Source organism: Rhizobium sp. CB2179 (genome assembly GCF_057653455.1).
Map to the genome: position 1 here is coordinate 642,864 of NZ_JBYGKR010000003.1, position 24,647 is coordinate 667,510.

Genomic DNA, 24,647 nt, shown 5'->3' on the forward strand with positions numbered 1-24,647 from the left:
CTCACGCCGCCGGTCTTGATGTCAGCCGCCGCTTCGCCATCGCCAGAAGTCCATGCGCCGCGACGCTGCCGGCATAGTCCCGATAGGCGGGGTCCCGGCTTAACATGCGTTCTTCGGCGCGGGCGCGCAGCAGGTAGATAAGACTGACGATCGCCAGCATGCCGGCCCGGGCAAGTCCTTCCGCAAGGCCGCTGGCGAGGAAGCCTGGGATCGCAACCAGCCACCAGGCGATGTTCTTCGAGACATAGGCCGGATGCTTCATGAAGCGATAAGGGCCCGATGTGATGATGCCGCGATGCGTGAGATTGGAAAATCGCGGCCCGAAAGCGACGGTCGCCCAGACATAGATGAGGGTGCAGAACAGCGTCGCGACGCTCCAGAGGATAAAGACGGCCGAACCTTCCTGGATCACCGTCTCCCAGCCCGGCCCCTCGCCATAGGGCACGAAAGCATGCGAGATCGCAGGGAAGAACGGCTCGTAACAGATGAGACACACGAGCCAGCCGAGTGCGGTCGTCTCCGTTGCCCTGACATTCCATCCGAAGAGCTTGAAAGTCGCGACATAGCCGCCGGCGGCAAGCACGATGTCGAGAAGAAAGGCAAGCCGCAACAGGCCTTCGAACCATGCCGCCGAAAGCGGCGGAAACGCCCAGGCCGGCTTCTCGGCAAGATCGGAAAGAGCCGCCATGCCGCCCGAGAACATCAGCACGAGAAAGAAACACTTGATCGCGAGCAGGCGCAATGCAAACAGCACGTCCTCCTCGCGAAAATCCTGCATCAACACCGCGCGCCCGACCTGATTGAGATAATCGTCGGGCTCCTCCGCGACTAAATCGGTGACCGCGACGTAGAGAATGGTGGCGCCGGCAAGTGCGATGGAAAGGGGAATAGTGGTGTGCCCAGCCTCGATGATCCATCGGACCGCCGACGACTGCGTGAAAAACGGAAAGACCGAACAGGCGATCACGACCACGCCAAGCAGCGCGGCGAGGCCCACAAGCTTCGTCCCGATGCGACGCCAGAAAATGGCGGGAGCCTCGTCTCGTCTCTTTCGCGATGCCCAGGTCGAACGAGCAGCGAATGTGCCGTCGACGGCGATCCACGCCAGGAGAAGGCAGAACACGGCAAGCGCCATTGCCTTGCCGGGCTCAAGCTGCAGATAGGTCGAAAGCGCAATGCCGGCTACTGCGCCAATGAGGGTTGCGGCTTGTATCGCGAGGCTGATAAACAACGCATCAAACAGCGTAACTACTGATGTTTATTAGTTCCACTGGCCACCGCTAGAACTGGAAGAGCTGCCGCTGGAGCTGGAGGAGCCGCTCGAGCCTGAGCCGCCGCCCATGCCGCCGCCGCCGGAATTCCCACTGGAACTGTTCTCGGAGCGGGAGAAAGCCGGTGGATTGTTCTGTGCGGCCACTCTTCTAACGGTGGGCGTGGTTTTCCTGGCAGGCGTGGCGCTCCTGGCCACCGGCTCTTCGCTGGCAAACAGCGTCCTGGCGCCAGGATCGAAGATGCAACTCTGCAGGATCGCGCCTGAGCCTGCGATGAATGTCGAGCACAATAGCATACGGATGATTAGCTTGTTGTTCATATAGGGCGCCCCCGGACCGCCGTTTCAGAAGAGATCGTACCTCGGATTTCGCTTTATCCATGTCGCTTTGGCGAGCTTGACGAGCCTGTCATCGAGCGACTTGGTCTTTGGAATTGCCTTTTGCTCTTGAGCGCTCAGCTCGGCCGCAAAGACGGACTCCGCATTCTTCTTGGCAGCGCCAGGAAGCCTCTTGAGTTCCGCCAGCGCCTGGTTCTTCGGATCGCCGCTGCCCGGCAAGTTGATGGCGGTCGCCAGAGCGAAATAACGAGCCGCGATCGCAAGGCTGTCAGCGTCCGCGCCCTCTTCCTTCGCGAGCATCGCGCGGTCGAGTGCGCCCCAATAGTCGCCGCGCTCCGCACCCACCTCGAGCCACTTTACCGCTTCCGCCTTGTCCGCGACAACGCCGACACCGTCGCGGTACATACGCCCGAGATTAGTTGGGGCATAGGGCTGACCGCCCTCGGCCGCCCGCGTGAAAAGCTCGAGCGCTTTCGGGAGATCCGCCGGTGCGCCTTTTCCAAAGCGGTAAACGAGAGCCAGATTGTTCTGGGAATAAATGTCATTGCGCTCGACACCGGCTTCGTAGAAGCGGATGCCGCGCTCCGGATCGGCCGGGACATTGACGCCGTTTAGGAAAATATAACCGAGAGCGTTCATTGCATAAGTATGGCCCAGATCGGCTGCCTGGAGCATCATGCGTAATCCCTGCTGCTGATCCGCCTCAATACCCCGACCAAAATACAGGGCATTCCCAAAGCTCTGCAGCGCGTAGGGATCCCCTTTTTTCGCTGCTGCCTCAACAATCTTCGCAGCTTTTCCAGCATCGCGCGGCACGGTTGCACCGATCTCATACATGCTCGAGAGATGCTGGATTGCCCGGACATGTCCGGCATCCATCGCCTTCTTGATCGTCGCAAAAGCCGTCTTGGCGTCGCGGTTGGCAAGCTGGGCACGGCCAAGTTGATAGACGAAGCGCGCCACCTCGGGATAGGCCTTTATCGCCTCCGTGCAGGCCGACAGTGCTTCATCGGCGTCGATCTCGTTCGGCAACTTGCCTGCCGTCACGCCCTGCAGGTCGAGCGGAGCCGCGGCTGACGTATCGCAGGCGTCGAGCGTCGGCTTGAAAGTGACGGTCGCCGGCGGCAAGTCGTCGTTGGCTGCCTGCAGCGTCAGGGCGAAAGGCTGGTTTTCAGTGCCGATCTGGGGCTCGTAGGAAAGCGCCGGGATATCGGCGGCTTCAAGCACGTGTCCGAGACCGATCACCCGGTCTCCGGCGCGCAGCGTGCCCTTGTCGGGCAGGGCCGCGACCTTGAAGGTCATCTCCGCGGCCGATGCCGGCACGACCGGCAGGCTGGCTTCTACAGGGCCGACGCCGATCGTCGTTTCGACGTCGCGCGGCAGCGTCTTCAGATAGGCGTCGGCATCGGCAAGCCGCACCTGTTTTTCCTGCTCGAGCTGGGCGAGCTTGGCGCCGGCGTCGGCCGAGACGGTGATTGCGACGACGCCCTGCGCCGCCTGCCCGTATGGATCGCTCACGGTATAGCCAATCAGGCCGACGGTTCCGGCAGCAACACCTGATGAATCATAGGTCAGCGCCGTCAGTGCCGCGGCAGGCATCTTTGCGCCCTGCTCGACCGGCTTGCCGTCGAAGCTGAGCTTGCCGGTCTTAGGCAGCTGGTTGACGGTGACGAGCAGCGCCGAGCCGGTCTCGTCATGCGGCGGAGCGATCGGCAATTTGGTCGTGGCCGCACCCTCCGGCACGCTCACCTGCTGCATCGATTCGACGCTCGGCGGCGGCGGCGCCGGAATGAAATAGAAGCTGTCCATCAGCGAGGAGTTTTCCCAGGGGACCTGCTTGCCGCCGGTCATGGCCATCACGTCGCGGCGCACATCGGTCAGGACCTGGCGGATTTCCTTGTTGGGTTCGCTCGCCCGCTTGATGAAGGATTCGGAATAGGGGCTGAGCGCGCCGGTGCCATCGAGCGCCACCTGGCCGGGTTCTGTGGAAAAGGCGATCAGGCTGCCGAGGTCGCTGTCGATGCGCGCAAGTCCGCGCGTGGCGCCGACCGGCTCCAGTTTCTCCGCCATCCAGAATTTCTGGGCATTGAAGGGATTGTTGCGGCAGGCGTCGAGGAAGATCAACTGCACCCGCGAATTCTGCTTGAGATGGTTGAGGATGAGGTCGAGCGGCATGGTCTGCGTCTCGACGTCATAGGGCGTCTCCAGCGTCGCATCGACTGGCACGATGAAATTCTGGCCGCCCACCTGGATGCCGTGGCCCGAATAATAGATCAGGCCGGCCTCGGCATTGCTGGTCGAACGCAGGAAGCGGCGCACCGTATCTTCGAGCCCGATGCGGTCGACATTGACGCCGATCGTCACATCGAAACCGGCCGCGCGCAACGTGGTCGCGACCTCTTCGACATCATTGGCAGGATTGGGAAGCGAGGGCAGCGTCTTATAGACGGAGTTGCCGATGACGAGAGCGACGCGGCGTCCGCTCTCTTCTGTAACGGCGGCAAATGCCGTGGTAATCGACAGCAGCATTCCTGCAACAATCAGCAGATAAGCGCACAGTCTCTTGGCGTGACGAAACTTGGGCATGGCTCGATCGCAAACATTCTATTGTCTAAGTTCAATAAAATTTGCTGGCCTGCTGGTGCTAGGCCCCCTCCGCATTCACACTGCAAAGCTATTCCTCGGCGCTCTAAAAAGCAAGCTTCGCCGCCTCCAAGTGAATTGGAGCAGTCCCGGCAGATTGGAAGCCCATCGGTAGTAGGAAAGACTATTGAAATCAGGAAATTATCATGCGGCCGGAATTGGATACGTCATCCCCGGCGCAGTTTCCTTAACCTCCAAACGTATAGTTGCCGATCGAGGCCGGTTTCATCTCGATGGAGAAGCCCGGCAGGGTGGGCGGCATGTAGGCGGCGTTCTCGATCAGGCAGGGATCGAGGAAGTGTTCGTGCAGGTGATCGACATATTCGATGACGCGACCTTCCTTGGTGCCCGACACCGCGACGTAATCGATCATTGACAGATGCTGCACATATTCGCAGAGCCCGACGCCGCCGGCATGCGGCCAGACCGGCAGGTCGAACTTGGCGGCGATCAACAGCACGGAGAGAACTTCGTTCAGTCCGCCCATGCGGCAGGAATCGATCTGCACGATGTCGATCGCACCCTCGGCGATGAACTGCTTGAACATGATGCGGTTCTGGCACATCTCGCCGGTCGCGACCTTCACCGGGCCGATCGCCTGGCGGATCTTGCGGTGGCCGGCGACATCGTCGGGGCTTGTGGGTTCCTCGATGAAGAACGGTTTGGCGAAGGAAAGAGCTTTGACCCAGTCGATCGCCTGGCCGACATCCCACACCTGGTTGGCGTCGATCATCAGGTAGCGGTCGGGGCCGATCACCTCGCGGGCAATCCTGAGACGGCGGATATCGTCTTCCAGATCGCGGCCGACCTTCATCTTGATATGGTTGAAGCCGGCATCGATTGCCTCCTGGCAGAGGCGGCGCAGTTTTTCGTCGCCGTAGCCAAGCCAGCCGGCCGAGGTCGTGTAGCAGGAGTAGCCCTCTTTTTCGAGGATGGCGATGCGTTCCGCCTTGCCCGCCTCGGCACGCTTCAGGATCTCGACCGCCTCGTCGCGCGTCAGAACGTCAGTGAGATAGCGGTAATCGACGATATCGGCGATCTCTTCCGGCGACATCTCGGCGACGAGGCGCCAGACGGGCTTGTCGGCCTGTTTGGCGAGCAGATCCCAGACGGCATTGACGACCGCGCCGGTCGCCAGATGAATGGCGCCCTTCTCCGGCCCGATCCAGCGCAGCTGGCTATCGCTGGTCAGATGCCGCCAGAAGGTGCCGGGATGGGCGAGAACTTCGGCGAGGTCGGCGCCGACGACGAGGTGGCGCATCGCTTCTATCGCCATGCAGCAAATGTCGTTGCCGCGGCCGATGGTAAAGGTCAGGCCATGGCCGGCAAGGCCGGGCGCGTCCGTATCGAGAATGACGTAGGCCGCCGAATAATCCGGATCGGGATTCATCGCATCCGATCCATCCAGGCTTTGCGACGTGGGAAAGCGGAGATCGAAGACGCGAAGGTCGGTGATGCGGGTCATGATGTTTCTCCCGATTGGTAGGCCGACCACATGGGGTCGGCTGCTGGGGCCGGACCGGCCGACGGGACCGCCGGCCGCATCGTCGGCTGAAATCAGATCGTCCAGCCGCCGTCGATGGCGATCGCCTGGCCCGACGTGTAGGTCGCGCCGGCGAGATAGACGGCGAGATCGGCAATCTCTTCCGGCGAGCCGAGCCGGCCCATCGGCTGGCGGGCGATGAAGGCGGCACGGGCCGCGTCGTAATCGCCCTGCGCCCGCATGCGGTCCTGCAGCGACGGGCTTTCCACCGTGCCGGGGCAGATGGCGTTGCAGCGGATGCCCTGACCGACATAATCGGCGGCAACGGCTTTGGTGAGCCCGATCACCGCCGCCTTGGTGACACCATAGGCGAAGCGGTTCGGCACGCCCTTGATGCTGGAGGCGACGGAGGCCATGTTGATGATTGCCCCGTCCTTGCGCTCGATCATGCCGGGCAGCACGGCGCGGATGGTGCGGATCATCGCCTTGACGTTGAGGTCGAAGGCGAATTCGAGATCGGAATCCTTCATTTCGAGGATCGAGCCGGCATGGACGAAGCCGGCGCAGTTGAAGAGCACGTCAACGGCTCCGATCTCGGCGACGAGAGCCTTGACCGCATCGGCATCGAGCACGTTCAGCTTATGGGTGGAAACACCGGTCTCCGCGGCAAGCGTCGTTAAGGCCTCCGTGTTGATGTCGGTCGCGTGGACCTTGGCGCCGATCGCGGCAAAGGCTGCCGCCGTCGCCCGGCCGATGCCCTGGCCGGCGGCGGTGATGAGAACGGTCTTGCCGGAAAGTCTGTTTGTCATATCACGGGCCTTTTCTGAAATGGACTAAGCTGGACGATGGAATGCGGTTCATGTCTTGGCGAAGCTCGGTCGTGATGGCGTCTTGTCCATCGTCGTCCACCATTCGCCCTCTTTGCGCGTTTCAAGCGGGTTCTGGCAAGGCATCCAGGCCGACATTGCGTGGGCCTGGCTTCGGATGCGCGGGGCTCTCTGTATTAAATGGAGGACTTGCCACTGTTGCAAAGGCAGATCAGCGCCGGATCCCGCTGACCGGCTGAATGCGGAGGCTTGACGACGGCAACCGTCGCCGGCTCCAGGGCCGATGGCCATTCCCATGCGTTGCATGGTCGTTCCTCCCTGTCCTCGGCATGTTCTTCAGTGATGATTTGTCTGTTTATAGACAAACAAACGATTGGCCAAGGGTCAAGTGCGAAGTTTTGCTTTTCCGGCTGCGGTTCTGCGTATATGCAGACTGATATTCACAGGAGGAAGCAATGGAGACTGACGAGTCCGACCGCTACCGCGCTCCTGCCCTCGACAAGGGCCTCGATATTCTGGAATTGCTCGCCGGCGTCGACAGCGGCCTCACCCAGGCCGACATCGCCAAGCGGCTCGACCGCAGCCCCAACGAATTCTACCGCATGCTCGATCGCTTGGTGCGCCGCGGTTACGTCACCCGGCTGGATGGCGACCGCTACTCGCTGACGCTGAAGCTCTTCGGCCTTGCGCAGCTGCACGCTCCGGTGCGCCGGCTCGCCTCCTATGCCACGCCGCTGATGCGCGATCTCGCCCAGCGCACGCGCCAGGCCAATCATCTCGCCGTCTTCGATCGGGGTGCTGCCGTCGTCATCGCCCAACAGGAGGCGCCGGACTATTGGGGGTTTTCGATCCGCATCGGCGCCCATATCAGCCTCTTCGACACCGGATCGGGGCATGTGCTGCTCGCCTTCCGCAGCGAGGAGGAGCGGGAGATGATGATCTTAGAACATGTGCGCAGTCGTGCGGAGGTCGAACTTGGGCCAGAATTCTACGATCGTCTCGACCAGATCCGCGAGCGCGGCTACGAGATGATGGCGAGCGCCCAGACATCTGGCGTCTACAATCTTTCAGCTCCCGTTCTCGGACCGGACCACCGCTCCATCGCCGCCCTCACCTGCCCCTTCATCGCGCTCGTCAACGCGCCGTCGGCTCCCGATATCACCCAGGCGATCACGCTGGTGCAGAAGACCGCTGCCCAGCTTTCGCTGCTTGCCGGCGCCAGTGTCGTCAATTCCGGCTGACGGGTGGCATCGGCGCGAAGCGGGAATTTCTATTTGAACAATCCATTCACCAGGGATAGGTTGCGGCAAAGCCACGTCCTGAGGAGAGACGCGTGTTCATCGACACCCATCTGCATATCATCGATCGGTCGGCGCTGCCCTATCCCTGGCTCTCCGGCGCGCCTGATCTCGATCATGATTTCCTCTACGAGACCTATGCGACGGAGGCGAGGCGCTGCGGCATCACCACGGTGTTGCACATGGAGGTCGATGTCGATCCCACTGCGATGCAGACCGAGACCGATCACGTCGCCAAGATCGCCAAAAAGGAAGGCAGTCTGATTGCCGGCGCCATCGTCTCCTGCCGGCCGGAAGCGGAAGGCTTTGCCGCCTATCTCGAGCGGCAAAGGGCCGATCCCTTCGTCAAGGGGTTTCGCCGCGTGCTGCATGTCGTGTCCGATAATGTCTCCGAAGGCGCCCTGTTTCGCGAAAACATCAGGCGTATCGGCGGCAGCGGCCTGACTTTCGACCTCTGCACATTGCCGCATCAGGCGAGCCGTGTGACCGCCCTCGCCGATCTTGCGCCCGACGTACAGTTCGTTCTCGACCATTGCGGCGTGCCGGATATCCGCTCGGACGCCTTTGAGCCCTGGAAGGCCGGGATATCAGAGATTGCCCGGCGGCCGAATGTCGTCTGCAAGGTCTCCGGCGTCGTCGCCTATGCCGATGCGAAGACCTGGACGGCAGAAACGCTGCAGCCCTATATCGAACATGTGATCGCGAGTTTCGGCTGGGACCGCGTCGTCTGGGGCAGCGACTGGCCGGTCTGTACGCTCGGCGGCGGCCTCTCGACCTGGGTTGCGGCGACCCATGCCATGCTTTCCGGCGTGAGCGAGACGGAGCGCTCGAAGTTGCTTTTCGCCAATGCACAGCGCCTTTGGTCGCTCTGACGTCACAAAATAAAGCGGCCGGTCTCCTGGGCGTGTCATTTTGGCATGTTTTTTGTACCATTCCGGGACAAAAAAGGCCAGATATTCGGGCTTAACGCTATCTACATGCAAGCAATTGCTAGCCTTAATTATCTCGGCTAAAAGTTGTTGACACGGATATGGCGAATAACCCCCTGTCCGCTGCCTTCAGAAGGGAAATAAGATGAAAGAAGAACCGCATTCCGTCGATGTTCACGTCGGAAAGACGATCCGCATCCAGCGTCTGTTGAGGAAAGTTTCTCAGACGGAACTGGGCGATCGTGTTGGCGTAACGTTCCAGCAGATCCAGAAATACGAAAAGGGCTCCAACCGCGTTTCCGCCAGCATGCTGGTCGAAATCGCCGGCGCGCTGAAGGTTGATGTCAGGACGTTCTTCGACGACCTGTCGACCCCTGATAATGCCAACGACAACCCCGCTCCCAGCGAGGAATTCGTTATTTCGCGCGAAGGCGTCCTTCTCAACGCGGCGTTCTTTTCGATCAAGAACGAAGCGCTTCGCAAGAAGATTCTGAAGCTCGTCCAGGCGATTGCCAACACCGAACAGCTGGACACCGAAGCGGCCGAATAGACCGGTTGCCCTTCACGCGAACCCAACGGACCGCATGAGGATCAACAAGGATCTATGAGGATCGATAGCGATTGATCGGGATCAATGGCGATCGATCAGGATTAGATTCTCGCTGGCATCCTTCATTGCGATCTTGGCTTTGCTGCCGACCAGCTTCTCGAGATTGACGTCAAGCTCCCTGTCGGGATCTATGCCGTCCCAATCGATGACGACCTGCAGCAGCGCCATGTTCGTCAGGTGCATCAGATTGCGCAGCTGAAGCTTTTCAGCCTCCTCCTTGGCTGCCGACAGCAGCCGGAAGATCCTTGCGTATTCGCTGCCGGTAGCTTCGTTGTGTTGTTCAAACATCGTTCCCGCCCTCTTTGGTCGTGGAACCCTACGATTCCATCATTACTGCATCTTCCGCCGCGACCGTTATTCAAGCGTTACAGGAACCGCATTGCGCGTGACTTCGGCGTGCAGGAGTTCCCAGTGCGAGGTCGCGGCAAAGCGCCAGTCACGGTTGATAGGGCGGAATTTGTCCAGGCACAGCCATTCCAGCACCAATAACGCGTCGCCCCGCTTGCGCTCGACGCGGTTCCCCCGGATGGCGGCGAGGATGTGGTCGCGGCGCGGCTTGCGGAAATGGCACTCGTCGGCCACCTTCGCATAGGTGCGCTCGGAGAAATGCAGGAAACGGCCGGCAAGCAGGAGTTTCTTGCGCTCGGCGAGCGAAATTTCGCCAACGGCGTGAAGCGCATCGATGGTCGGCTCGAAATCGACCCAGGGTACGGAAAGCGGCAGCCAGCCGAGCTCCTGCGGCGCATGCACAAGCGCGACGGCCTCGTCGTCGAGCAGCCGCCCTGACTCGTAATCTTCGAAGATCGAGCCGAGCCCGACCATGCCGAAGGGCGCGCATTCGGCTGCCCGCAGCGCGCCCATGCTGGCGCCGCCGGCAACGGCGACATCATGTTCGAGTGCGTAAAGTATTTCCTTGTGCCAGACCGAGGGCAGATCGCCGAAATAGCCGTCGACGAGACCGATCGCGGTGGCGCCGTCCTGAACGGCCTTCAGGATGTCGCCGGCAGCCGCCGGCGGCCGGAAATCGATGCGGGAGGACATGGCTCTTGCTGCGGCAAGATCGCTGCCGAGGCTCGGGCCGACGAACAGCACCTTCATGATTCGGCTCCTCTCATGGTGTTGACGGCGCGCAGGCCGAGCTGGATATATTGGCCTGAGATATCGACCTCCAGTCCCGGCACGATCACCCTGACGACGGAGACCGGCAGGGCCGGGTGCGGAAACGGCACGACGACGATCTGCTCGATGCCGGTTGCCGCCAGCCGGTCGGCAATATGGCCGATGGTGTCCTGGATCGTCGCCGGGCGGCGATCGCGGGCGTGGAACGAGCGCATCCGGCCGTCGCCCTCGCACAGTTCGACCACCTGCTGCATCGCCGCACTCCTGTCGAGCCGCTGATAGATGCGCGGCGAGAAATCGTCGCGGCTGCCGGCAATCGCGGTCAGCCGGCTCTGCGCCGCTTCGGTGATGGCGCGCAACGCGGCGCGCACCGGATCGGGGTGGCAGCCGCAGCCACCGCAGACATGCGACCAGCGCGCGTCGACACGGTCTGAAATGTTGCCTGGCATGATGACGGCCAGAAAAGCGGGAACGCCGATATCCGTCGTCATGTCGAGCAGCAGCAGTTTCATGCCGGCACGGGTGATCCGGTCGGTCATGACATCTATGACCGCATCGCCGAAGGAGGCGGGGTTGATGCGGCTCTCCTTCAGGCGCTCGGGCGACTTCAGCTGGGTCAGGGCCCAGGCGTCGCGCTCCACCAGCTCGCAAAGCCCATGCAGGACCGCTTCGGACGGGGTGTTGCCGGAGGCGAGCCCATCGCTCGACTGCTCGAAGCCGGGCGGCCTCTCGCCGCGATGGTCGAGACCGACGAGCCACCAGGGCACGAAGACGCTGCTGCCGGAAAGAATGTCGAGCCCGGAGCACCAGGGGATGGGAGCTCGTCCGATTTCGTCGGGTGCGCAGCGTGCGACATTGTCGAGATCGATCATCGCGGCATGCTCCGCCCGCATGTTCTCGATCGTTGCCTGCGTCATGTCGTTGGGGGCAATTTCGGCGATCCGCGTCTCGACCGCCTCCATCGCCGCCGAGGCCATGGCGGCATCGTTATCGATACCCTTGCCCTGAAAGACCGAGAGCGTATGGCTGTTCGGCCTCGTTGCGAAGGCGACGGGGATGTTCAAAACGTCGAGTGCAGTCAGGAGGCCGACGCGCGTAATGCCGAATTCGCGCAGATGCGGCCTGATGGCTGCCAAGGTCTGCGCCGGCGTGACGGCGCGGTCATGGTAGTCGCTGACGCCGGCCGATGATCGTTTAAGGTCACCGGCAAGCGTTTCAAGGTCGGTGAAAGCAGACATACCGATCTGTTCCCTAGCGGAACCTCAGCGCATGCGTCAGGCTCTCGAGCGCATTGGCGGAAACGTTGAGCTCGTCCTGCTTCATGGCTGCCTTGGCGGCTGCAGAGAAGCGCAGTGACTGTGTCTGAGCTGCGGTGGTGTCAGCATTCGTCTTCATGTTTCATCTCCGATTGGTTAGACAGCGCCTTGCTGCCGTTAACCATCGGAGGGAAACATTGCCTGCGTCATTTAAGCGTTACAGGCTTCGTTAAAAGGCGCTGCATCAGGGAAGTCCGGCAAGTTGCAGGCCTTGTATGAGCGGTTCCGTATAGGCGGGATCGCGATCGGGGACGAAATGACGGATGTCCTCACTGCGGAAATCGGGGAAGTTTTCCAGTACCACCCTGGCGTAGTTCCTGGCCTTGCCCGTCTCGCCCGCCATGGCATGCGAGGCAGCGAGCAGGCGGGCTGTCGCCTGCTTCGTCTTCACCGGTTCCAGCGCCTCGATCGCCATTTCATACTCTTCGCGCATGAAGTGGATGCCGCCGAGGTTCCAGTAATAATAGTCCGGCGGCAGCGGATTGAGTTTGAAGGCAGCGCGGCTGAGCTCCAGCGCTCGATCGAAATCGCCATCATGGGAAAGCGCGTCGGCATAGTCGGCGAGGATGTCGGCATCGTTGGGATTGAGATCCTGGGCCTGCTGAAAATATTCCAGGCTTTCGTCGAAGCGACGGCGATAAAGCGCCACGAAGCCGAGCTCGCGGTAAGCCCGGCCGCTGTTCGGGTCGGACTGCTGCGCCTGCCGGGCAGCGCCGTTCGCCTCGTCGAGCAGTTCCTTGTCGCGCATGCCGCGGATCAGCCATTCCATGCCGAGCGCGCGCGACATGCCGGCATGGGCGGCAGAGAAATGTTCATAACGATTGAGCGAGGATTTGAACCATTTGCGTGCCTGGCGCAGATGCTGCAGGTCGGTGTGGGCGATCAGCCGCTTGCCTTCCAGGTAGAGACGGTAGGCTGACGGCGGCGCGTCGCCGATCGGCATCGCCAGTTCGTGACGCTCGATCGTGTCGGCGAGCGAGGAGACGATCCGCCGCGTCAGATGCGCGAAGGATTCGCTGATCTTCTGCATGACCAGCGGCAGTTCGACGGCCCAGATCACCTCCGATGTCGTCGTCCGCGTCAGACGGCAAGTGGCATAGACATCCTCGTCGCGGCCCTGGATGGTGACGTAGACCGCATAGTCGAAGCGCAGGTCGAGCGGACCGGGCACAGCACGCGAGGGATCGATCGAACGGCTGAGGATCTCCAGGCTGGTATGCGCCGCGATCACCTTGAAGCCCCGCTGCTGGCTGAGGCCGATGGTGACGTCTTCAAGAAGCGCCCTGCCGACGCGCTCCATCAGCGGATCGGTGAAGATGCTTTCCGGCGGCAGAATGATGATGCGCGGTTGGCCGACCGAATTGATGGACAGATCAGGCGCCGGCTGGGCTGACGTCGCCTGTGCCGCCGGTACCAGGTTGAGCTCGCGGGCAAGAGCGGTGGTGCTTTCTTCCGGCTCGGTGTCGAAGTCGTCCTTCAGCTGGCTTTTGCACTTCAGATAGGCCTGACGCGCCGCTGCCGGATCGTTCATCCGGACATAGGTGCGCATCAAGGCGCGATAGGCCGTCTCGCTGGCAGGGTCGAGTTCCAGCAGGCGCCTGGCGAGCGTGACCTGCTCGTCATCCGATCTGTCTTCCGGTGTCTCGATCAGCCGGGTGAGATGGGCGGAGCGCAATTCGTCGACACGCTGGCGCTCAAAGGTCAGCCAGTCCTCGGCGCCCTGCGTCGGCGATTTGACGCCGTCGAGAAATTCGCCGTTCAGCAGGCCGCCGTCTTCGGGTGCGAGTGGCCCTTTCTGTTTCAGGATATGAACGTCGACCTCCCAGCCATCGGCAAGGCCGATATGGGTTCGGGTCGCGGCAAGCAGCGGTGGAAGGCCGGCGGGAATGCTCAGTTCGATGCGCGCCAACAGCTGGCGCAGGCTGCCCGCCCGTTTTTCCGGCAGCTCCGATTGCCAGAGCTGCCGCCTGACGGTTTCGCGGTCGAGTTCGACATCGGGTTCGGCGGCGAGCATGGCGAGGAGAAAATACGACTTCTCCGGCAAGGGGAGCTCCCTCCCCGCCGCCAGCAATCGCGGTCTTCCGAGCAGGCATAGCCTGTTCGTCAGCATCTGCCGGATGTCCGTTGCATCTCGGTTCTCACCCCTGAAAGCCAAGGCGCGCAAGCGCACCGGCCAATCAAAAAACATGTTAGAGCCATAAGAGCCAGACGCATAGCGGTTTTGCTTTAAAAAGAAGAAGTTTCATCGAATATTTGCATATTCGCGCGCCACACGGGGAGGAAATGCTTTGCCAACACTTCCGTGAGGATGCGAGTTGCGTGTCGTGGGGCAGGTTATTTGCGGCGTGAGCCTGAGTGCCCGTCCGAGTATGGGTTGAGTGATCGGGTCGATGGGGGTTCCAAGAAAGTGTCGTAGGCCTGATTGGAAGCGCCTTCTGCGGACGACCGGACCCGGCAACCAAGTGGCTTTTGGCGGTCTGGCCTTCTCTGTTCGTCCATCCCGACGCGTTAGGATCAGTCGCCAACAAGCTTGTCCATGTAGGCCTGCAGCGAGGTCGATCCTCGAATAGCATCCTCGGGATATTCGGGACCATCGACGGTGAGAGCCGTCATCCTTGCATATGAGTGAGCCGCCGCGTCGGAAAAGCCCAAACCGCGGTATGCGTCTTCCCAGTTTTCGCGCGGGATCACGTCGACGCGAACGGCCCGGCCAAGGGTGGCAGCGAAGGCTGCGGCGACATCGTTGGGGGAGTACCGTTGCGGCCCCTCGACGGGGTATATGCCGATCCGTTCGATCGGCTCCTGCAGGAGCCGCGCCGCCACGCTTCCCAGATCCTCCGGCGCGACCATTGGGAGCTTGAGGTCTGCAGGGAGCATGGTCGCTAGCACCCCGTCCCTCGTGACGGCCCCCAGCATCGTACCCCAGTTACTGAAGTAGTAGGCTGCGCGGATGACACTGGCAGGAATCGGCTGGTTCCTCAGGCCGACTTCCAGTTCGTAAAGAACGCTGAGATCGCCGCATTTCTCGCCTGGCTGCGCGCCCATGGTCGATTGCGCCACCACCTTCTCCAGCCCAGATCCTTCGATCGCCTCGAGCATGCAGCGCACGGTCTCGCGTTCCTCCCGATCCGTATCGCTCGATATGTCAGCGCTCGGGTTCAGGAGGAAGGCCCGCTTCCCGCGACGGAACACCTCACGCAGCGACGTCACGTCGTGGACGTCGACGACGGCGACCTCCGCGCCCCGCTGTCGCCATGCGCCGGCCTTGTCAGAATTTCGAGTAACGATCGTGACGGCTTCGCCTTCGTCGAGCAGCGTCTGCGCCACGGCGGAGCCGACGTGGCCCGTCCCGCCAACAACGATGTACATTTGCCATGTCTCCAGCAGTGATGTGGCGCGTAACCCCTCGTCCTTTCAAAGGTTCCCTTTCGTTGCAGAGGCGGTTCAGCGACGCGGAGCGCTTCTTCGCCTGGATCAGCCAAAGCCGCCGGCTGAGGAAAGACCGGAAGCGACCAACTCCGCCAAGGCCTTGGCTTTACGCCGCATCCATCATGGACCCTCGTCATGCATTTGCCCGAGCTTCCTGAATTGTCGGACGGACACTGAGGGGTCACAGCACCTGTGCAATCCGTTTCGGGCTAACCTCGGTTGCCGTCGCGGCCTCGACGAAATCGAGCCCGATATCCAGCACCGGAGCGCTGTGCGTCAACCAGCCGACCGAAATGAGGTCGACACCGGAAGCCGCGATTGCGGCGGCCGTTGTCGGCGTGACGCGGCCGGATGCCTCGGTGATCGCCCGGCCGGCGACGATGGCGACGGCCTCGCGCAGCTGATTAGGCATCATATTGTCGAGCAGCACGGCGTCGACGCCGGTCTCCATCGCTTCACGCAGCTGATCGAGCGTGTCCACTTCGACCTCGATTTTCACCATATGGCCGACGCCTGCCCGCGCCCGGCGGATCGCCTCCGTGACGCCACCGGCGATGGCGACGTGATTATCCTTGATCAGCACCGCGTCATAAAGCGCGAAACGATGGTTCATGCCACCGCCGGCCCGCACCGCATATTTCTCCAGTGCCCTCAGGCCGGGCGTCGTCTTGCGCGTGCAGGCGACGGAAGCCTTGGTGCCGCGGATGGCGGCGGCGATCCCTGCCGTCACTGTGGCGATGCCAGAGAGGTGACCGAGGAAATTCAGCGCGGTGCGCTCGGCGCTCAGCAGGCCACGCGAGGGGCCTTCGATGGTGGCGATCACATCGCCAGGCTTGACCGCGTCGCCATCTTGACGATGGCGGCGCATGACGATCTCGGGATCGACGAGGGAAAAGGCGAGTTCGGCGGCATCGAGACCGGCGATCACGCCCGGCTGACGCGCCGCCATCACCACCGTCGAACGGTGATCGTGGGGGATGACGGAGGCCGAGGTGATATCGCCCGCAAGACCCAGATCTTCGAGCAAAGCTGCCCGCACCAAAGGCTCGACGATCAGGCGCGGAAGGGGAACGAGGCTCATCTCAGGCACTCCTTGCAAGGGCATAGGGCGGCGTCGCGCGGGCGATCTCCAGAACGTCGGAAAGGCACATCCGGCGCCGGTTGGCATTGGCGAGCTTCAGCGGAAAATCGGTGCGGGCATGGGCGCCGCGCGATTCCATCCGCAGGCTGGCAAAAACGGCGATCAGCAGCGCGACGATGGCCGGATCGGCGGCCGGGCCGCTGCCTTCGGCAAGCGGCAGCAGGGCGGCGATGGCGCCATGAATGGCACCGGCATTGCGCAGCACGCCGAGATGGCGCGAGACGATCGGCCGGACGAGCGATGCATCGGCCAGCGCCGGCAGTCTCTCGGCGAAGATCGCGCTGGCGGGACTTGCGGGCACGCCTGACATGTCGCGCGCCGCACGCATGCCCATGACAGCCGCTTCCAGCAGCGAGTTGCTGGCAAGCCGGTTTGCGCCGTGCAGACCGGTCGAGGCCGACTCTCCGGCGACCCAGAGGCCGGGAACCGAGCTGCGGCCATTTGCATCCGTGGCAACCCCGCCCATGTGATAGTGAACGGCCGGGCGCACGGGAACGAGGTCTTTCGCCGGATCGATGCCGGCCTCGCCGCAAAGGGTCGAGATGACAGGAAAGCGCGTGGCAAAGCGGCTGCCGAGAGCATCGCGGGCATCGAGAAAGACCCGCCCGCCGCGGGCGATTTCGGCGCTGATCGCCCGCGCCACCACGTCGCGCGGCGCAAGTTCGGCACCTGGAATGCGGGCCATGAACCGTTCGCCTCGTTCGTTGACGAGCAAAGCCCCCTCCCCGCGCACCGCCTCGCTGATCAGCGCTAACGGCCTGCGGCGCGAATCGAGTGCGGTTGGATGGAACTGGACGAACTCCATATCGGCGAGCGCGGCACCGGCCCTTGCTGCAAGCGCGATCCCCTGGCCGAAATTGCCGATCGGATTGGTGGTCGCGTCGTAAAGCCCGCCGATGCCGCCGGTGGCGAGCACCACCCTTGACGTCGGCAGAATGGCGGCGCCATTCGCGGTCGCGCAGAGCAGGCCGGCGACCTTTTCGCCGTCCATCAACATCCGCCGCGCCTCGAAACCTTCGAGCACGGATATAGCCGGTGTTTTCATCACCGCATTGATCAGCGCGCCGATGATCGCCGCACCCGAGCCGTCACCTTCGGCATGGACGATGCGGCGGCGATTATGGGCCGCCTCCAGCCCCAGCGAAAGTTCACCGGCGGCATTCCGGTCGAAGCGGACGCCGGCTTTTTCCAGCGCGGCGATCGCCGCCGGCGCCTCGGCAATGATGCTAGCGGCAATGCCCGGATCGCAGAGCCCGTCGCCGGCCGCAAGCGTATCGGCAAGATGCAGTGCCGCGCTATCGTCGGCGCCCATGCTGGCGGCGATGCCGCCCTGCGCCCAGGCGCTCGACGTCTCCGCGCCAAGAGCCGCGCGAGTGACGATCACGGAAGGTTCAGGCGCGAGGGTCAGCGCGGTCATCAATCCCGCAAGCCCACTGCCGACGATCACCGTGCGTCCTGATAGCTGCTCGAGAAGCTCGGTCATATCGCCAGCATCCTCTCGACGGCGCGGCGCGCGGCCGCCGCAATTGCCGGATCGACGGTGACCTCGTGGCGATTTTCCTCGAGTGCGGCGCGGATATTGCCAAGAGTGATGCGCTTCATATGCGGGCAGAGATTGCAGGGTCGAATGAATTCGACGTCGGGATGGTGCGCGGCGACATTGTCGCTCATCGAGCATTCGGTGAGCAGCACGACGCGCGCCGGCTTCTGCCGGCCGACATAGTCCGACATCACGGCGGTGGAGCCGGCGAAATCGGCTTCGGCCACCACCTCGGGCGGGCATTCGGGATGGGCGAGCACGATGACGCCCGGATGGTTTTCGCGCAGCTGGCGCACGTCCTCGGCGGTGAAGAGTTCGTGCACCTCGCAATGGCCATGCCAGGCGATGATCTCGACATCGGTCTCGCGGGCGACGTTGCGCGCCAGATATTCGTCCGGGATCATCAGCACCTTCGGCACGCCGAGCGATTCCACCACCTGCTTGGCATTGCCCGAGGTGCAGCAGATGTCGGAGGCAGCCTTCACCGCGGCCGAGGTGTTGACATAGGTGACGATGGGCACGCCGGGATGGGCCTGGCGCAGCAGCGCGATATCTTCGGGCGTGATCGAATCCGCCAGCGAACAGCCGGCGCCGAGATCCGGAATCAGCACGGTTTTCGCCGGGTTCAGCAGCTTGGCGGTCTCGGCCATGAAATGCACGCCGGCAAGCACGATGACATCGGCGTCGACCTCGATCGCCTTGCGGGCGAGCGCCAGGCTGTCGCCGACGATATCGGCCACGCCGTGGAAGATTTCCGGTGTCTGATAGTTGTGCGCGAGAATGACGGCGTTGCGGCGGCGCTTGAGCTCGAGGATCGCGTCGACGTCATTTTCGAACGTCATCCATTCGGCTTTGGGAATGACACGGCTGACGCGCTCGTAGAGCGAAGATGCGGAAACAGGATAATTCATGACCGGCTCCTATTTATGCTCTCTTTGAGCATATCCTAGGTCAAGAGATATTCTCACAGTGAGCATATGTCAATTGCGGGAGAGCGGTAATTTCGTTCCTGCCAGCGCCCGTTCTTCGAGCACGGTGTGGCGAAAGCGGAAGAGCTTGGCCGGCCGGCCGCCGGTTTCGCTTTCGGTTCCGCCGGTTTCCTCGACCAGTTCCTGCTGTTCGATGAGGCGGCGAAAATTCTGCTTGTGCAGCGTCAGCCCCGCCAAGGCTTCGATGGTGCGCTGCAGCCTCAGCAGCGTGAAGCTCTCCGGCATCAGCTCGAAGACGACGGGGCGGTATTTGATCTTGGCGCGCAACCGGGCGATTCCGGTTGCGAGAATACGGCGGTGATCGGCAAACATCGCGCCGCCGAGATTGGTCTCCGCCCCGCATCCGGCTTCCGAGACGAGCCGTGCTTCGTAAAGCAGTTCATAGCGCTGCAGGGCCAGATCCTCGTTCCAGCCGCCGCCGTCGAGGCCGAAGGTGAAATCGGCCCGGCGGTGGCGATGGTCACGCCTTGCCGGATCGGCATCTGCCCAGCTCCTCAGACGCGCCATAATCTCGTCAAGCACGGCTGGCCGGCCCTGCCGGTGGTCTTCCCAGGGGAAATATTCGTACCAGCCGTGCCATCCCGGCCGGCCGGCGCCCGACTGCTCGTTGACGAGGCCGAGATAGCTGATCGAGATCGTCCGTCCGCCCGGGATGTCGTTGTTCCGGTCACGGTCGGCGAAGGTATAGAGCTGTTCGAGATAGCCGACGGGATGTTCCGTCTGCTCCTGCACCCATTCGCGCAGGCCCGATTGCAGGGTTCGATGCCCCATTTCGAAAGGTCCCGACGGCAGCGCGTTGCCAGAGCGGATGGTCATCACGCGCGGTTCGTCCCCCGTCACCGCGACGAGCACCGCAATCAATTCCGCATGCGCAAAGCCGATCGTCACAGGGGACCGAATACTCCGTTCCGAATGAATCGAACGGATAATTCCTGACACAGGCCGGGACGGAAGCCAATGGAGAGGAAGCACCTTTGCGGCGCTTCCCACATCATCGAGGCAACAGAGCTCGTTTGCCCTCAGCTCTTGCCCGTCTCGCTTTTCAGCCGCTGCAGGAAGATCTCCAGTTCAGCGTCGTCGATACCGACGAGATGGCGCTTTTCCGGATAGGCGCCGGTTCTGACGTCTTCGGCAAATTCCGTGAAGGCGGCGATGCGCTCGCGCTGCAACCGGTCGTGTTCGGCGGCGAAGTCGCGATAGATCTTGGCATGACGCGGATAGTGGTCGCGATTGGCGCCGAGCACGTCGTCGGCGAAGAGATATTGGGCGTCGCAACCGCTGCCTGCCCCCATGGAGATCATCAGCATCGAGGTGTTGGGGCTGATGGCGGCAGCGACATCCCCTGGGACGACTTCGATTTCGGCGGCGAAGGCGCCGGCCTCTTCCAGCGCCTTGGTCTGCCGCCAGATCTCGGCCGCACTCGCTGCCGTCTTGCCGACGGCGCGGAAGCCGCCGGTCCAGGTGGCCTTCGAAGGGATCAGCCCGAGATGGCCGCAGACGGGGATACCTTCATCGCGCATGCGCCGGATCGTCTGCAGGCTTGCGGCGCAATAGACCGCATCACCACCTGCCTTCAGCGCCGCGAAGGCCGCACGCAGATAGTCCTCGGCCGAGACATGGTCGCCATATTCGAGCCCCGGAATGGCAAAGAGAGTGGGGGCGATTTCGCGAAAGACCGGCCCGAGCAGCGAGGGCGGCACCGAGACGATGTCGATCCCCGCTTTTTCGGCGGCGTCCGCCTCCTCCAGCGAGGTGACGCGCAGCATGGTGAGCTGGCGCTTGCCTTTTTCCGCAAGCAGATCTGCAACGGTCGCGCGTCTATGTTTTTTCATCATCAATTCCTTTGAAAATATCGGGTGAAAATATCGGGCGGCTCAGGCGGCCAGCAGGGATTTCAGCTTGATGTCGCTGGCTGCGAGTGCTGCCGGGTTCGGATGGGCGTGCGCTGCGATCAGCATTTCGGCGAGCCGGATGTCGCGTGCCACCGCATTGCCCGTTCCGATGCCGCTTGCGGCGATCAATCGTCCGTCGGCGTCGAGATGGAAAAGAATGAAGGCGCCTGCGCCGAGCTCGCGGCGCTGATGCGTGGCAGCCCCTTCGGCAAGGCCTGATATTTGCAGCGTCATGTCGTACTGATCCGACCAGAACCACGGCACCGCCGAAACGGCCTCGTTAAGGCCGAGCATGTTGGCCGCGGCCAATGTGCCCTGCTCCTGGGCATTGCGCCAGGATTCGAGCCGCACCCGCCGGCCGCCATAGATCGACAGCGGAAAGGAGCAACAATCGCCGGCCGCAAAGACATCGGGTGCGGAGGTCTGGAGATGGATATCGACGGCAATACCATTGTCGATTGCGAGACCTGCCTTTTCGGCGATCTCGACATTCGGCCGTGCACCGATGCCGACAAGGACGAGATCGGCTTCGATCGCCTCGCCGGTCGACAATCTAATCAGGGCTTGTCCGTTGTCCGCAGTCAGCGCCTCGATGGAGACGCCGCAGCGGATATCGACGCCCTCGGCGCGGTGGCGCTCGGTGAGGAGATGGGCGATCTCCTCCGGCACGCCACGCTTCAGCACGCGCTCCAGCCCCTCGATAACGGTGACCTCGGCGCCAAGCAGCCGCGCCGTTGCCGCAAGTTCCAGTCCGATGAACCCGCCCCCGATGATGGCGATATGCCGTCCCGGTTTCATCGCATCGCGCAATGCCGCCGCATCGTGATGCGTCCGCAGCGAACGAATCTGTCGGCTGCCTACCGGTGCGCCGGGGAACGACCGCGCGGCGGCACCCGTCGCAAGCAGAAGCTTGTCGTAGGAAAGCACGCTACCATCCGAAAGCGTAACGGTCCTGGATGGGGTATCGAGATCCCTTGCCTCGAGGCCGGTCAGCAACCGGATACCGTTTTCGACGTATTTTTCCGCCGCAGCGATAAATTTCGGATCACTTGCATCGGTGGAGCCGGCCTTCGAAAGTGGCGGCCGTTCATAGGGCGGAAGCGGCTCGGCCCCAACCAGCGTTATCTCGCCGGCAAAACCCATTTCCCGCAAGGCGAAGGCGGCGCGCGCACCGCATTCGCCGGCGCCCAGGATGACGTAATGAACCACGCCAACCTCCCTCAGAGCGAGATGAAGACGGCACCGTCTTCGATCTTGACAGGATAAGTCTTCAGATTGACGCAGACCGGCGCGCCCTTGGCTTCGCCCGTCTTGTAGTTGAAGCGGCCGTTATGCTTTGGACATTCGATGATCTCATCCATGACAAGCCCGTCGGCGAGATGGATATGTTCATGCGTGCAGAGCCCGTCGGTGGCGAAGAATTCGTCGTCCGGGCTGCGGTAGACCGCGAAGGTGCGCCCGTCGTGATCGAAGCGGATGACATCTTCTTCGTCGATCTCGTCCTTGTCGCAGACTTGAATCCAGTTTCCGCTCATCTTGTCCTCCCTGAATTGTAATTATTGCGCGGCCGGGGCCAGCTCGTTGTGGAATTCCTCGCGATAGGGCCGCGCGGTGGCCGGCAGTTCGCGCTTCAGGAAATAATCCTCATTGCGCAGCTGGCGCAGGAAAGCCGGGATCATCTCGATATAGCCGGACCAGATCGATGGGTTCGGCGCCGGCAGGTCGTGCTTGATCATTGCGTGCAGCTTCGGCAGCGCGTGATAGGGCACCATCGGAAACATGTGGTGTTCGACGTGGTAGTTCATGTTCCAGTAGATGAAGCGGCTGATCGGGTTCATATGGACCGTGCGGCTGTTCAGGCGATGGTCGGTCACATTGTCGGCAAGGCCGCCATGCTGGAGCAGTCCGGTCAGCACATGGTGCCAGGCGCCGTAGAGGCGAGGCAGGCCGATCAGCATCAGCGGCAGGATCGAACCCATGGCGATCGCGGCTGCGATCGTGACGAGATAGATCGCCAGCCAGATGCGGGCGATGCGGATTGCCTTTGGCTGCTCCATCTCCGGGATGAAGGTCTTTTCCGCCGCGCTGACGCCGCCGAAGGCATTGCGCAGCATATCGACGATCGCATGCCAGGCGTCGAGGATGCCGAAGAAATTAAGCACCAGCCGGAAGAGATCAGGCGGCCGCATCACGGCGATCTCGGGATCGCGGCCGACGATCACCGTATCGGTATGATGGCGCGCATGGCTCCAGCGCCAGGTCACCGGGTTGCGCATGATCATGAAGCAGGCGATCTGGTAGACGACATCGTTCATCCAGCGCGTCTTGAAGGCAGTGCCATGGCCGCATTCGTGCCAGCGACTGTCGGAGGCCGAGCCGTAGAGCACGCCGTAGGCGAGGAAGAAGGGCAGCGCGATCCACGAGCCCCAGAAATAGATGCCGAGCCCGGCAAAGGTTGCCATGGCGCCGAGCCAGATGATCGTGTCGCGGATCGCCGGCGCATCGGAGCGCTGCATCAGCGCCTTCATCTCCTTGCGCGCAATGTCGGTGTGATACCATTCGGCTGCCGCCAGCCCCGTTTCGACCGCGGTGCGGCCGCTTTCGCCGAGAAGGTCGTAGTCGCGCTTCTTTGTCTGGGTCGCCATTATCCGCCTCCCGTTGCCCTTGCCTGGGAGAATAGGTTGACTTTGGAAAGCGCTCAATGCAGGCTTGATATAATCTATCAAAAGCTATCATGAATGACTTGCATTCATGATTGAATCCATCAGGAACGCAGATGCGCCGTCCCACCATATCCGATCTTGCCCGCGCCTCCGGCGTCAGCGTCGCCACCGTCGACCGGGTTCTCAACGCCCGCCACCGGGTGCGTGAGGAAACGGCGCGACGGGTCTATGATGCGGCACAGTCGATCGGCTATCACGCTGTCGGGCTGATCAAGCAGCGCGTCTTCGAGGATCTGCCGCAATACAAGCTCGCCTTCCTGCTGCAGAAGCCGATGCAGCCCTTCTATCAGAGCTTCGTGCGTGAGATCGAAACAGCAGCGCGCGCTCTGACGTCCGCGCGCATCCAGACGCAGATCGACTTTCCGTCGGCCGCGACACCGGCAGCGATCGTCGAAAAGATCAAGACGCTCGGCGCTCGCAACCAGGCCGTTGCTCTGGTCGGCCCGGATTATCCCGCGGTGACGACGGCGGTCGAGGAGCTGAAGGAGCGTGGCATTCCGGTGTTCTCGTTACTCTCCGACCTCGCCACCGGCGTGCGCGACGCCTATGTCGGCGTCAACAACCGAAAGGTCGGGCGCACCGCCGCCTGGACGATTGCGCGCACGGCACACAAGCCCGGCAAGGTCGCCTGTTTCGTCGGCAGCCACCGCTTTCACGGCCATGAGCTCAGAGAAATCGGCTTCCGTTCCTATTTTCGCGAGAATGCGCCGGAGTTCGATGTCGTCGATACGCTGATCAATCTCGAGACGGCCGAGATCACCCATGAGGCGACGCTGACGCTGCTGCAGAAATATCCCGATCTCGTTGGCCTCTATGTCTGTGGCGGCGGTATGGAGGGGGCAATTTCGGCCTTCCGCGAAGAAAGTGTCGGCGGCAGGATCGTCTTGGTGGTGAACGAGCTGACGCCCGACAGCAAGGCCGGCCTTGCCGACGATGTCGTCGCCATGGCGATCGGCACGCCCCTGCCCGCCCTCTGCAAGGAGTTGTTGGTGCTGATGACGGGCGCCATCGAAAACGGAGAAACGGCTGTTCCCGGACAGCTCTTCCTACCGTTCGAGATTCATATTTCCGAGAACATCTGACGCGTGATGGAATTCCA

The 24,647-nt window shown here is 62.3% G+C and carries 23 protein-coding genes and 1 pseudogene; 4 read left to right on the plus strand and 20 right to left on the minus strand.

What is annotated here, in order from left to right:
• Position 1 precedes the first annotated feature (1 nt).
• From AC244Q_RS31485 to AC244Q_RS31510, 6 genes and pseudogenes are all read right to left on the minus strand, one after another.
• Entirely contained in the window at positions 2 to 1,231 is a 1,230-nt protein-coding gene (locus tag AC244Q_RS31485) for a methyltransferase family protein (RefSeq protein WP_245460650.1), read from the minus strand.
• Positions 1,232 to 1,261: 30 nt separating this feature from the next.
• Complete coding sequence (locus AC244Q_RS31490) at positions 1,262 to 1,591, minus strand: hypothetical protein (RefSeq protein ID WP_164902371.1); 330 nt, start codon at positions 1,589 to 1,591, stop codon at positions 1,262 to 1,264.
• 24 nt (positions 1,592 to 1,615) lie between these two features.
• Positions 1,616 to 4,195 carry a caspase family protein gene (locus AC244Q_RS31495; RefSeq protein ID WP_128407629.1) on the minus strand — a complete coding sequence of 860 codons (2,580 nt, stop codon included), beginning with the start codon at positions 4,193 to 4,195 and terminating at the stop codon, positions 1,616 to 1,618.
• Positions 4,196 to 4,439: 244 nt separating this feature from the next.
• Entirely contained in the window at positions 4,440 to 5,717 is a 1,278-nt protein-coding gene (locus tag AC244Q_RS31500) for an L-fuconate dehydratase (protein WP_128407630.1), read from the minus strand.
• Between the two features lie 92 nt (positions 5,718 to 5,809).
• The gene (locus AC244Q_RS31505) at positions 5,810 to 6,544 is read right to left on the minus strand and encodes an SDR family oxidoreductase (RefSeq protein ID WP_017996873.1); all 735 of its coding nucleotides are present in this window, start codon (positions 6,542 to 6,544) and stop codon (positions 5,810 to 5,812) included.
• Positions 6,545 to 6,612: 68 nt separating this feature from the next.
• Positions 6,613 to 6,697: pseudogene (locus tag AC244Q_RS31510) on the minus strand (L-rhamnose mutarotase); the annotation flags it as partial.
• A gap of 320 nt (positions 6,698 to 7,017) precedes the next feature.
• Here AC244Q_RS31510 and AC244Q_RS31515 point away from each other — a divergent pair.
• From AC244Q_RS31515 to AC244Q_RS31525, 3 genes are all read left to right on the plus strand, one after another.
• The gene (locus AC244Q_RS31515) at positions 7,018 to 7,803 is read left to right on the plus strand and encodes an IclR family transcriptional regulator (protein WP_012763608.1); all 786 of its coding nucleotides are present in this window, start codon (positions 7,018 to 7,020) and stop codon (positions 7,801 to 7,803) included.
• A 92-nt stretch (positions 7,804 to 7,895) separates the two neighbouring features.
• Positions 7,896 to 8,732, plus strand: a complete 837-nt coding sequence (locus AC244Q_RS31520) for an amidohydrolase family protein (RefSeq protein ID WP_128407631.1) — start codon at positions 7,896 to 7,898, stop codon at positions 8,730 to 8,732.
• A 202-nt stretch (positions 8,733 to 8,934) separates the two neighbouring features.
• Positions 8,935 to 9,339 carry a helix-turn-helix domain-containing protein gene (locus tag AC244Q_RS31525; RefSeq protein WP_012763606.1) on the plus strand — a complete coding sequence of 135 codons (405 nt, stop codon included), beginning with the start codon at positions 8,935 to 8,937 and terminating at the stop codon, positions 9,337 to 9,339.
• Positions 9,340 to 9,420: 81 nt separating this feature from the next.
• Here the strand turns inward: AC244Q_RS31525 and AC244Q_RS31530 are convergent, their stop codons facing one another.
• The 14 genes from AC244Q_RS31530 to AC244Q_RS31595 all read right to left on the minus strand — a co-directional run bounded on the left by AC244Q_RS31530 (position 9,421) and on the right by AC244Q_RS31595 (position 23,470).
• Positions 9,421 to 9,687: a hypothetical protein gene (locus tag AC244Q_RS31530; protein WP_012763605.1), complete on the minus strand. Its 267-nt coding sequence runs from the start codon at positions 9,685 to 9,687 to the stop codon at positions 9,421 to 9,423.
• Positions 9,688 to 9,753: 66 nt separating this feature from the next.
• Entirely contained in the window at positions 9,754 to 10,497 is a 744-nt protein-coding gene (locus tag AC244Q_RS31535) for a TfuA-like protein (RefSeq protein ID WP_012763604.1), read from the minus strand.
• Complete coding sequence (locus tag AC244Q_RS31540; protein ID WP_128407632.1) at positions 10,494 to 11,756, minus strand: YcaO-like family protein; 1,263 nt, start codon at positions 11,754 to 11,756, stop codon at positions 10,494 to 10,496. Before AC244Q_RS31540 ends, AC244Q_RS31535 begins: the two co-directional genes overlap by 4 nt.
• 13 nt (positions 11,757 to 11,769) lie before the next feature.
• Positions 11,770 to 11,913 (minus strand): hypothetical protein, encoded by a 144-nt coding sequence (locus AC244Q_RS31545; protein WP_012763602.1) that lies wholly within the window; start codon positions 11,911 to 11,913, stop codon positions 11,770 to 11,772.
• A gap of 105 nt (positions 11,914 to 12,018) precedes the next feature.
• Positions 12,019 to 14,004: an AfsR/SARP family transcriptional regulator gene (locus AC244Q_RS31550; RefSeq protein WP_206641122.1), complete on the minus strand. Its 1,986-nt coding sequence runs from the start codon at positions 14,002 to 14,004 to the stop codon at positions 12,019 to 12,021.
• Between the two features lie 344 nt (positions 14,005 to 14,348).
• The gene (locus AC244Q_RS31555) at positions 14,349 to 15,203 is read right to left on the minus strand and encodes an NmrA family NAD(P)-binding protein (protein ID WP_128407634.1); all 855 of its coding nucleotides are present in this window, start codon (positions 15,201 to 15,203) and stop codon (positions 14,349 to 14,351) included.
• 241 nt (positions 15,204 to 15,444) lie between these two features.
• Complete coding sequence (gene nadC / locus AC244Q_RS31560; protein WP_206641120.1) at positions 15,445 to 16,368, minus strand: carboxylating nicotinate-nucleotide diphosphorylase; 924 nt, start codon at positions 16,366 to 16,368, stop codon at positions 15,445 to 15,447.
• Complete coding sequence (locus AC244Q_RS31565; RefSeq protein WP_128407636.1) at positions 16,346 to 17,887, minus strand: L-aspartate oxidase; 1,542 nt, start codon at positions 17,885 to 17,887, stop codon at positions 16,346 to 16,348. The genes nadC and AC244Q_RS31565 overlap by 23 nt, the downstream gene beginning before the upstream one ends.
• Entirely contained in the window at positions 17,884 to 18,855 is a 972-nt protein-coding gene (gene nadA, locus AC244Q_RS31570) for a quinolinate synthase NadA (protein ID WP_128407637.1), read from the minus strand. Before nadA ends, AC244Q_RS31565 begins: the two co-directional genes overlap by 4 nt.
• 69 nt (positions 18,856 to 18,924) lie before the next feature.
• Complete coding sequence (locus AC244Q_RS31575) at positions 18,925 to 19,923, minus strand: NUDIX hydrolase (protein ID WP_171815732.1); 999 nt, start codon at positions 19,921 to 19,923, stop codon at positions 18,925 to 18,927.
• Positions 19,924 to 19,952: 29 nt separating this feature from the next.
• Positions 19,953 to 20,768, minus strand: coding sequence for a 3-methyl-2-oxobutanoate hydroxymethyltransferase (locus AC244Q_RS31580; protein WP_206641121.1), 816 nt, complete (start codon positions 20,766 to 20,768; stop codon positions 19,953 to 19,955).
• Between the two features lie 39 nt (positions 20,769 to 20,807).
• The gene (locus AC244Q_RS31585; RefSeq protein WP_128407639.1) at positions 20,808 to 22,034 is read right to left on the minus strand and encodes an NAD(P)/FAD-dependent oxidoreductase; all 1,227 of its coding nucleotides are present in this window, start codon (positions 22,032 to 22,034) and stop codon (positions 20,808 to 20,810) included.
• 11 nt (positions 22,035 to 22,045) lie between these two features.
• Positions 22,046 to 22,360: a MocE family 2Fe-2S type ferredoxin gene (locus tag AC244Q_RS31590; RefSeq protein ID WP_003548266.1), complete on the minus strand. Its 315-nt coding sequence runs from the start codon at positions 22,358 to 22,360 to the stop codon at positions 22,046 to 22,048.
• A gap of 21 nt (positions 22,361 to 22,381) precedes the next feature.
• Positions 22,382 to 23,470 carry a fatty acid desaturase family protein gene (locus tag AC244Q_RS31595; protein ID WP_128407640.1) on the minus strand — a complete coding sequence of 363 codons (1,089 nt, stop codon included), beginning with the start codon at positions 23,468 to 23,470 and terminating at the stop codon, positions 22,382 to 22,384.
• A 131-nt stretch (positions 23,471 to 23,601) separates the two neighbouring features.
• On the opposite strand from AC244Q_RS31595, the gene AC244Q_RS31600 reads away from it, so the two are divergent.
• On the plus strand, positions 23,602 to 24,630 hold the full coding sequence (locus AC244Q_RS31600) for a LacI family DNA-binding transcriptional regulator (protein ID WP_012763593.1): 1,029 nt from the start codon (positions 23,602 to 23,604) through the stop codon (positions 24,628 to 24,630).
• The last annotated feature ends 17 nt before the right edge of the window (positions 24,631 to 24,647 follow it).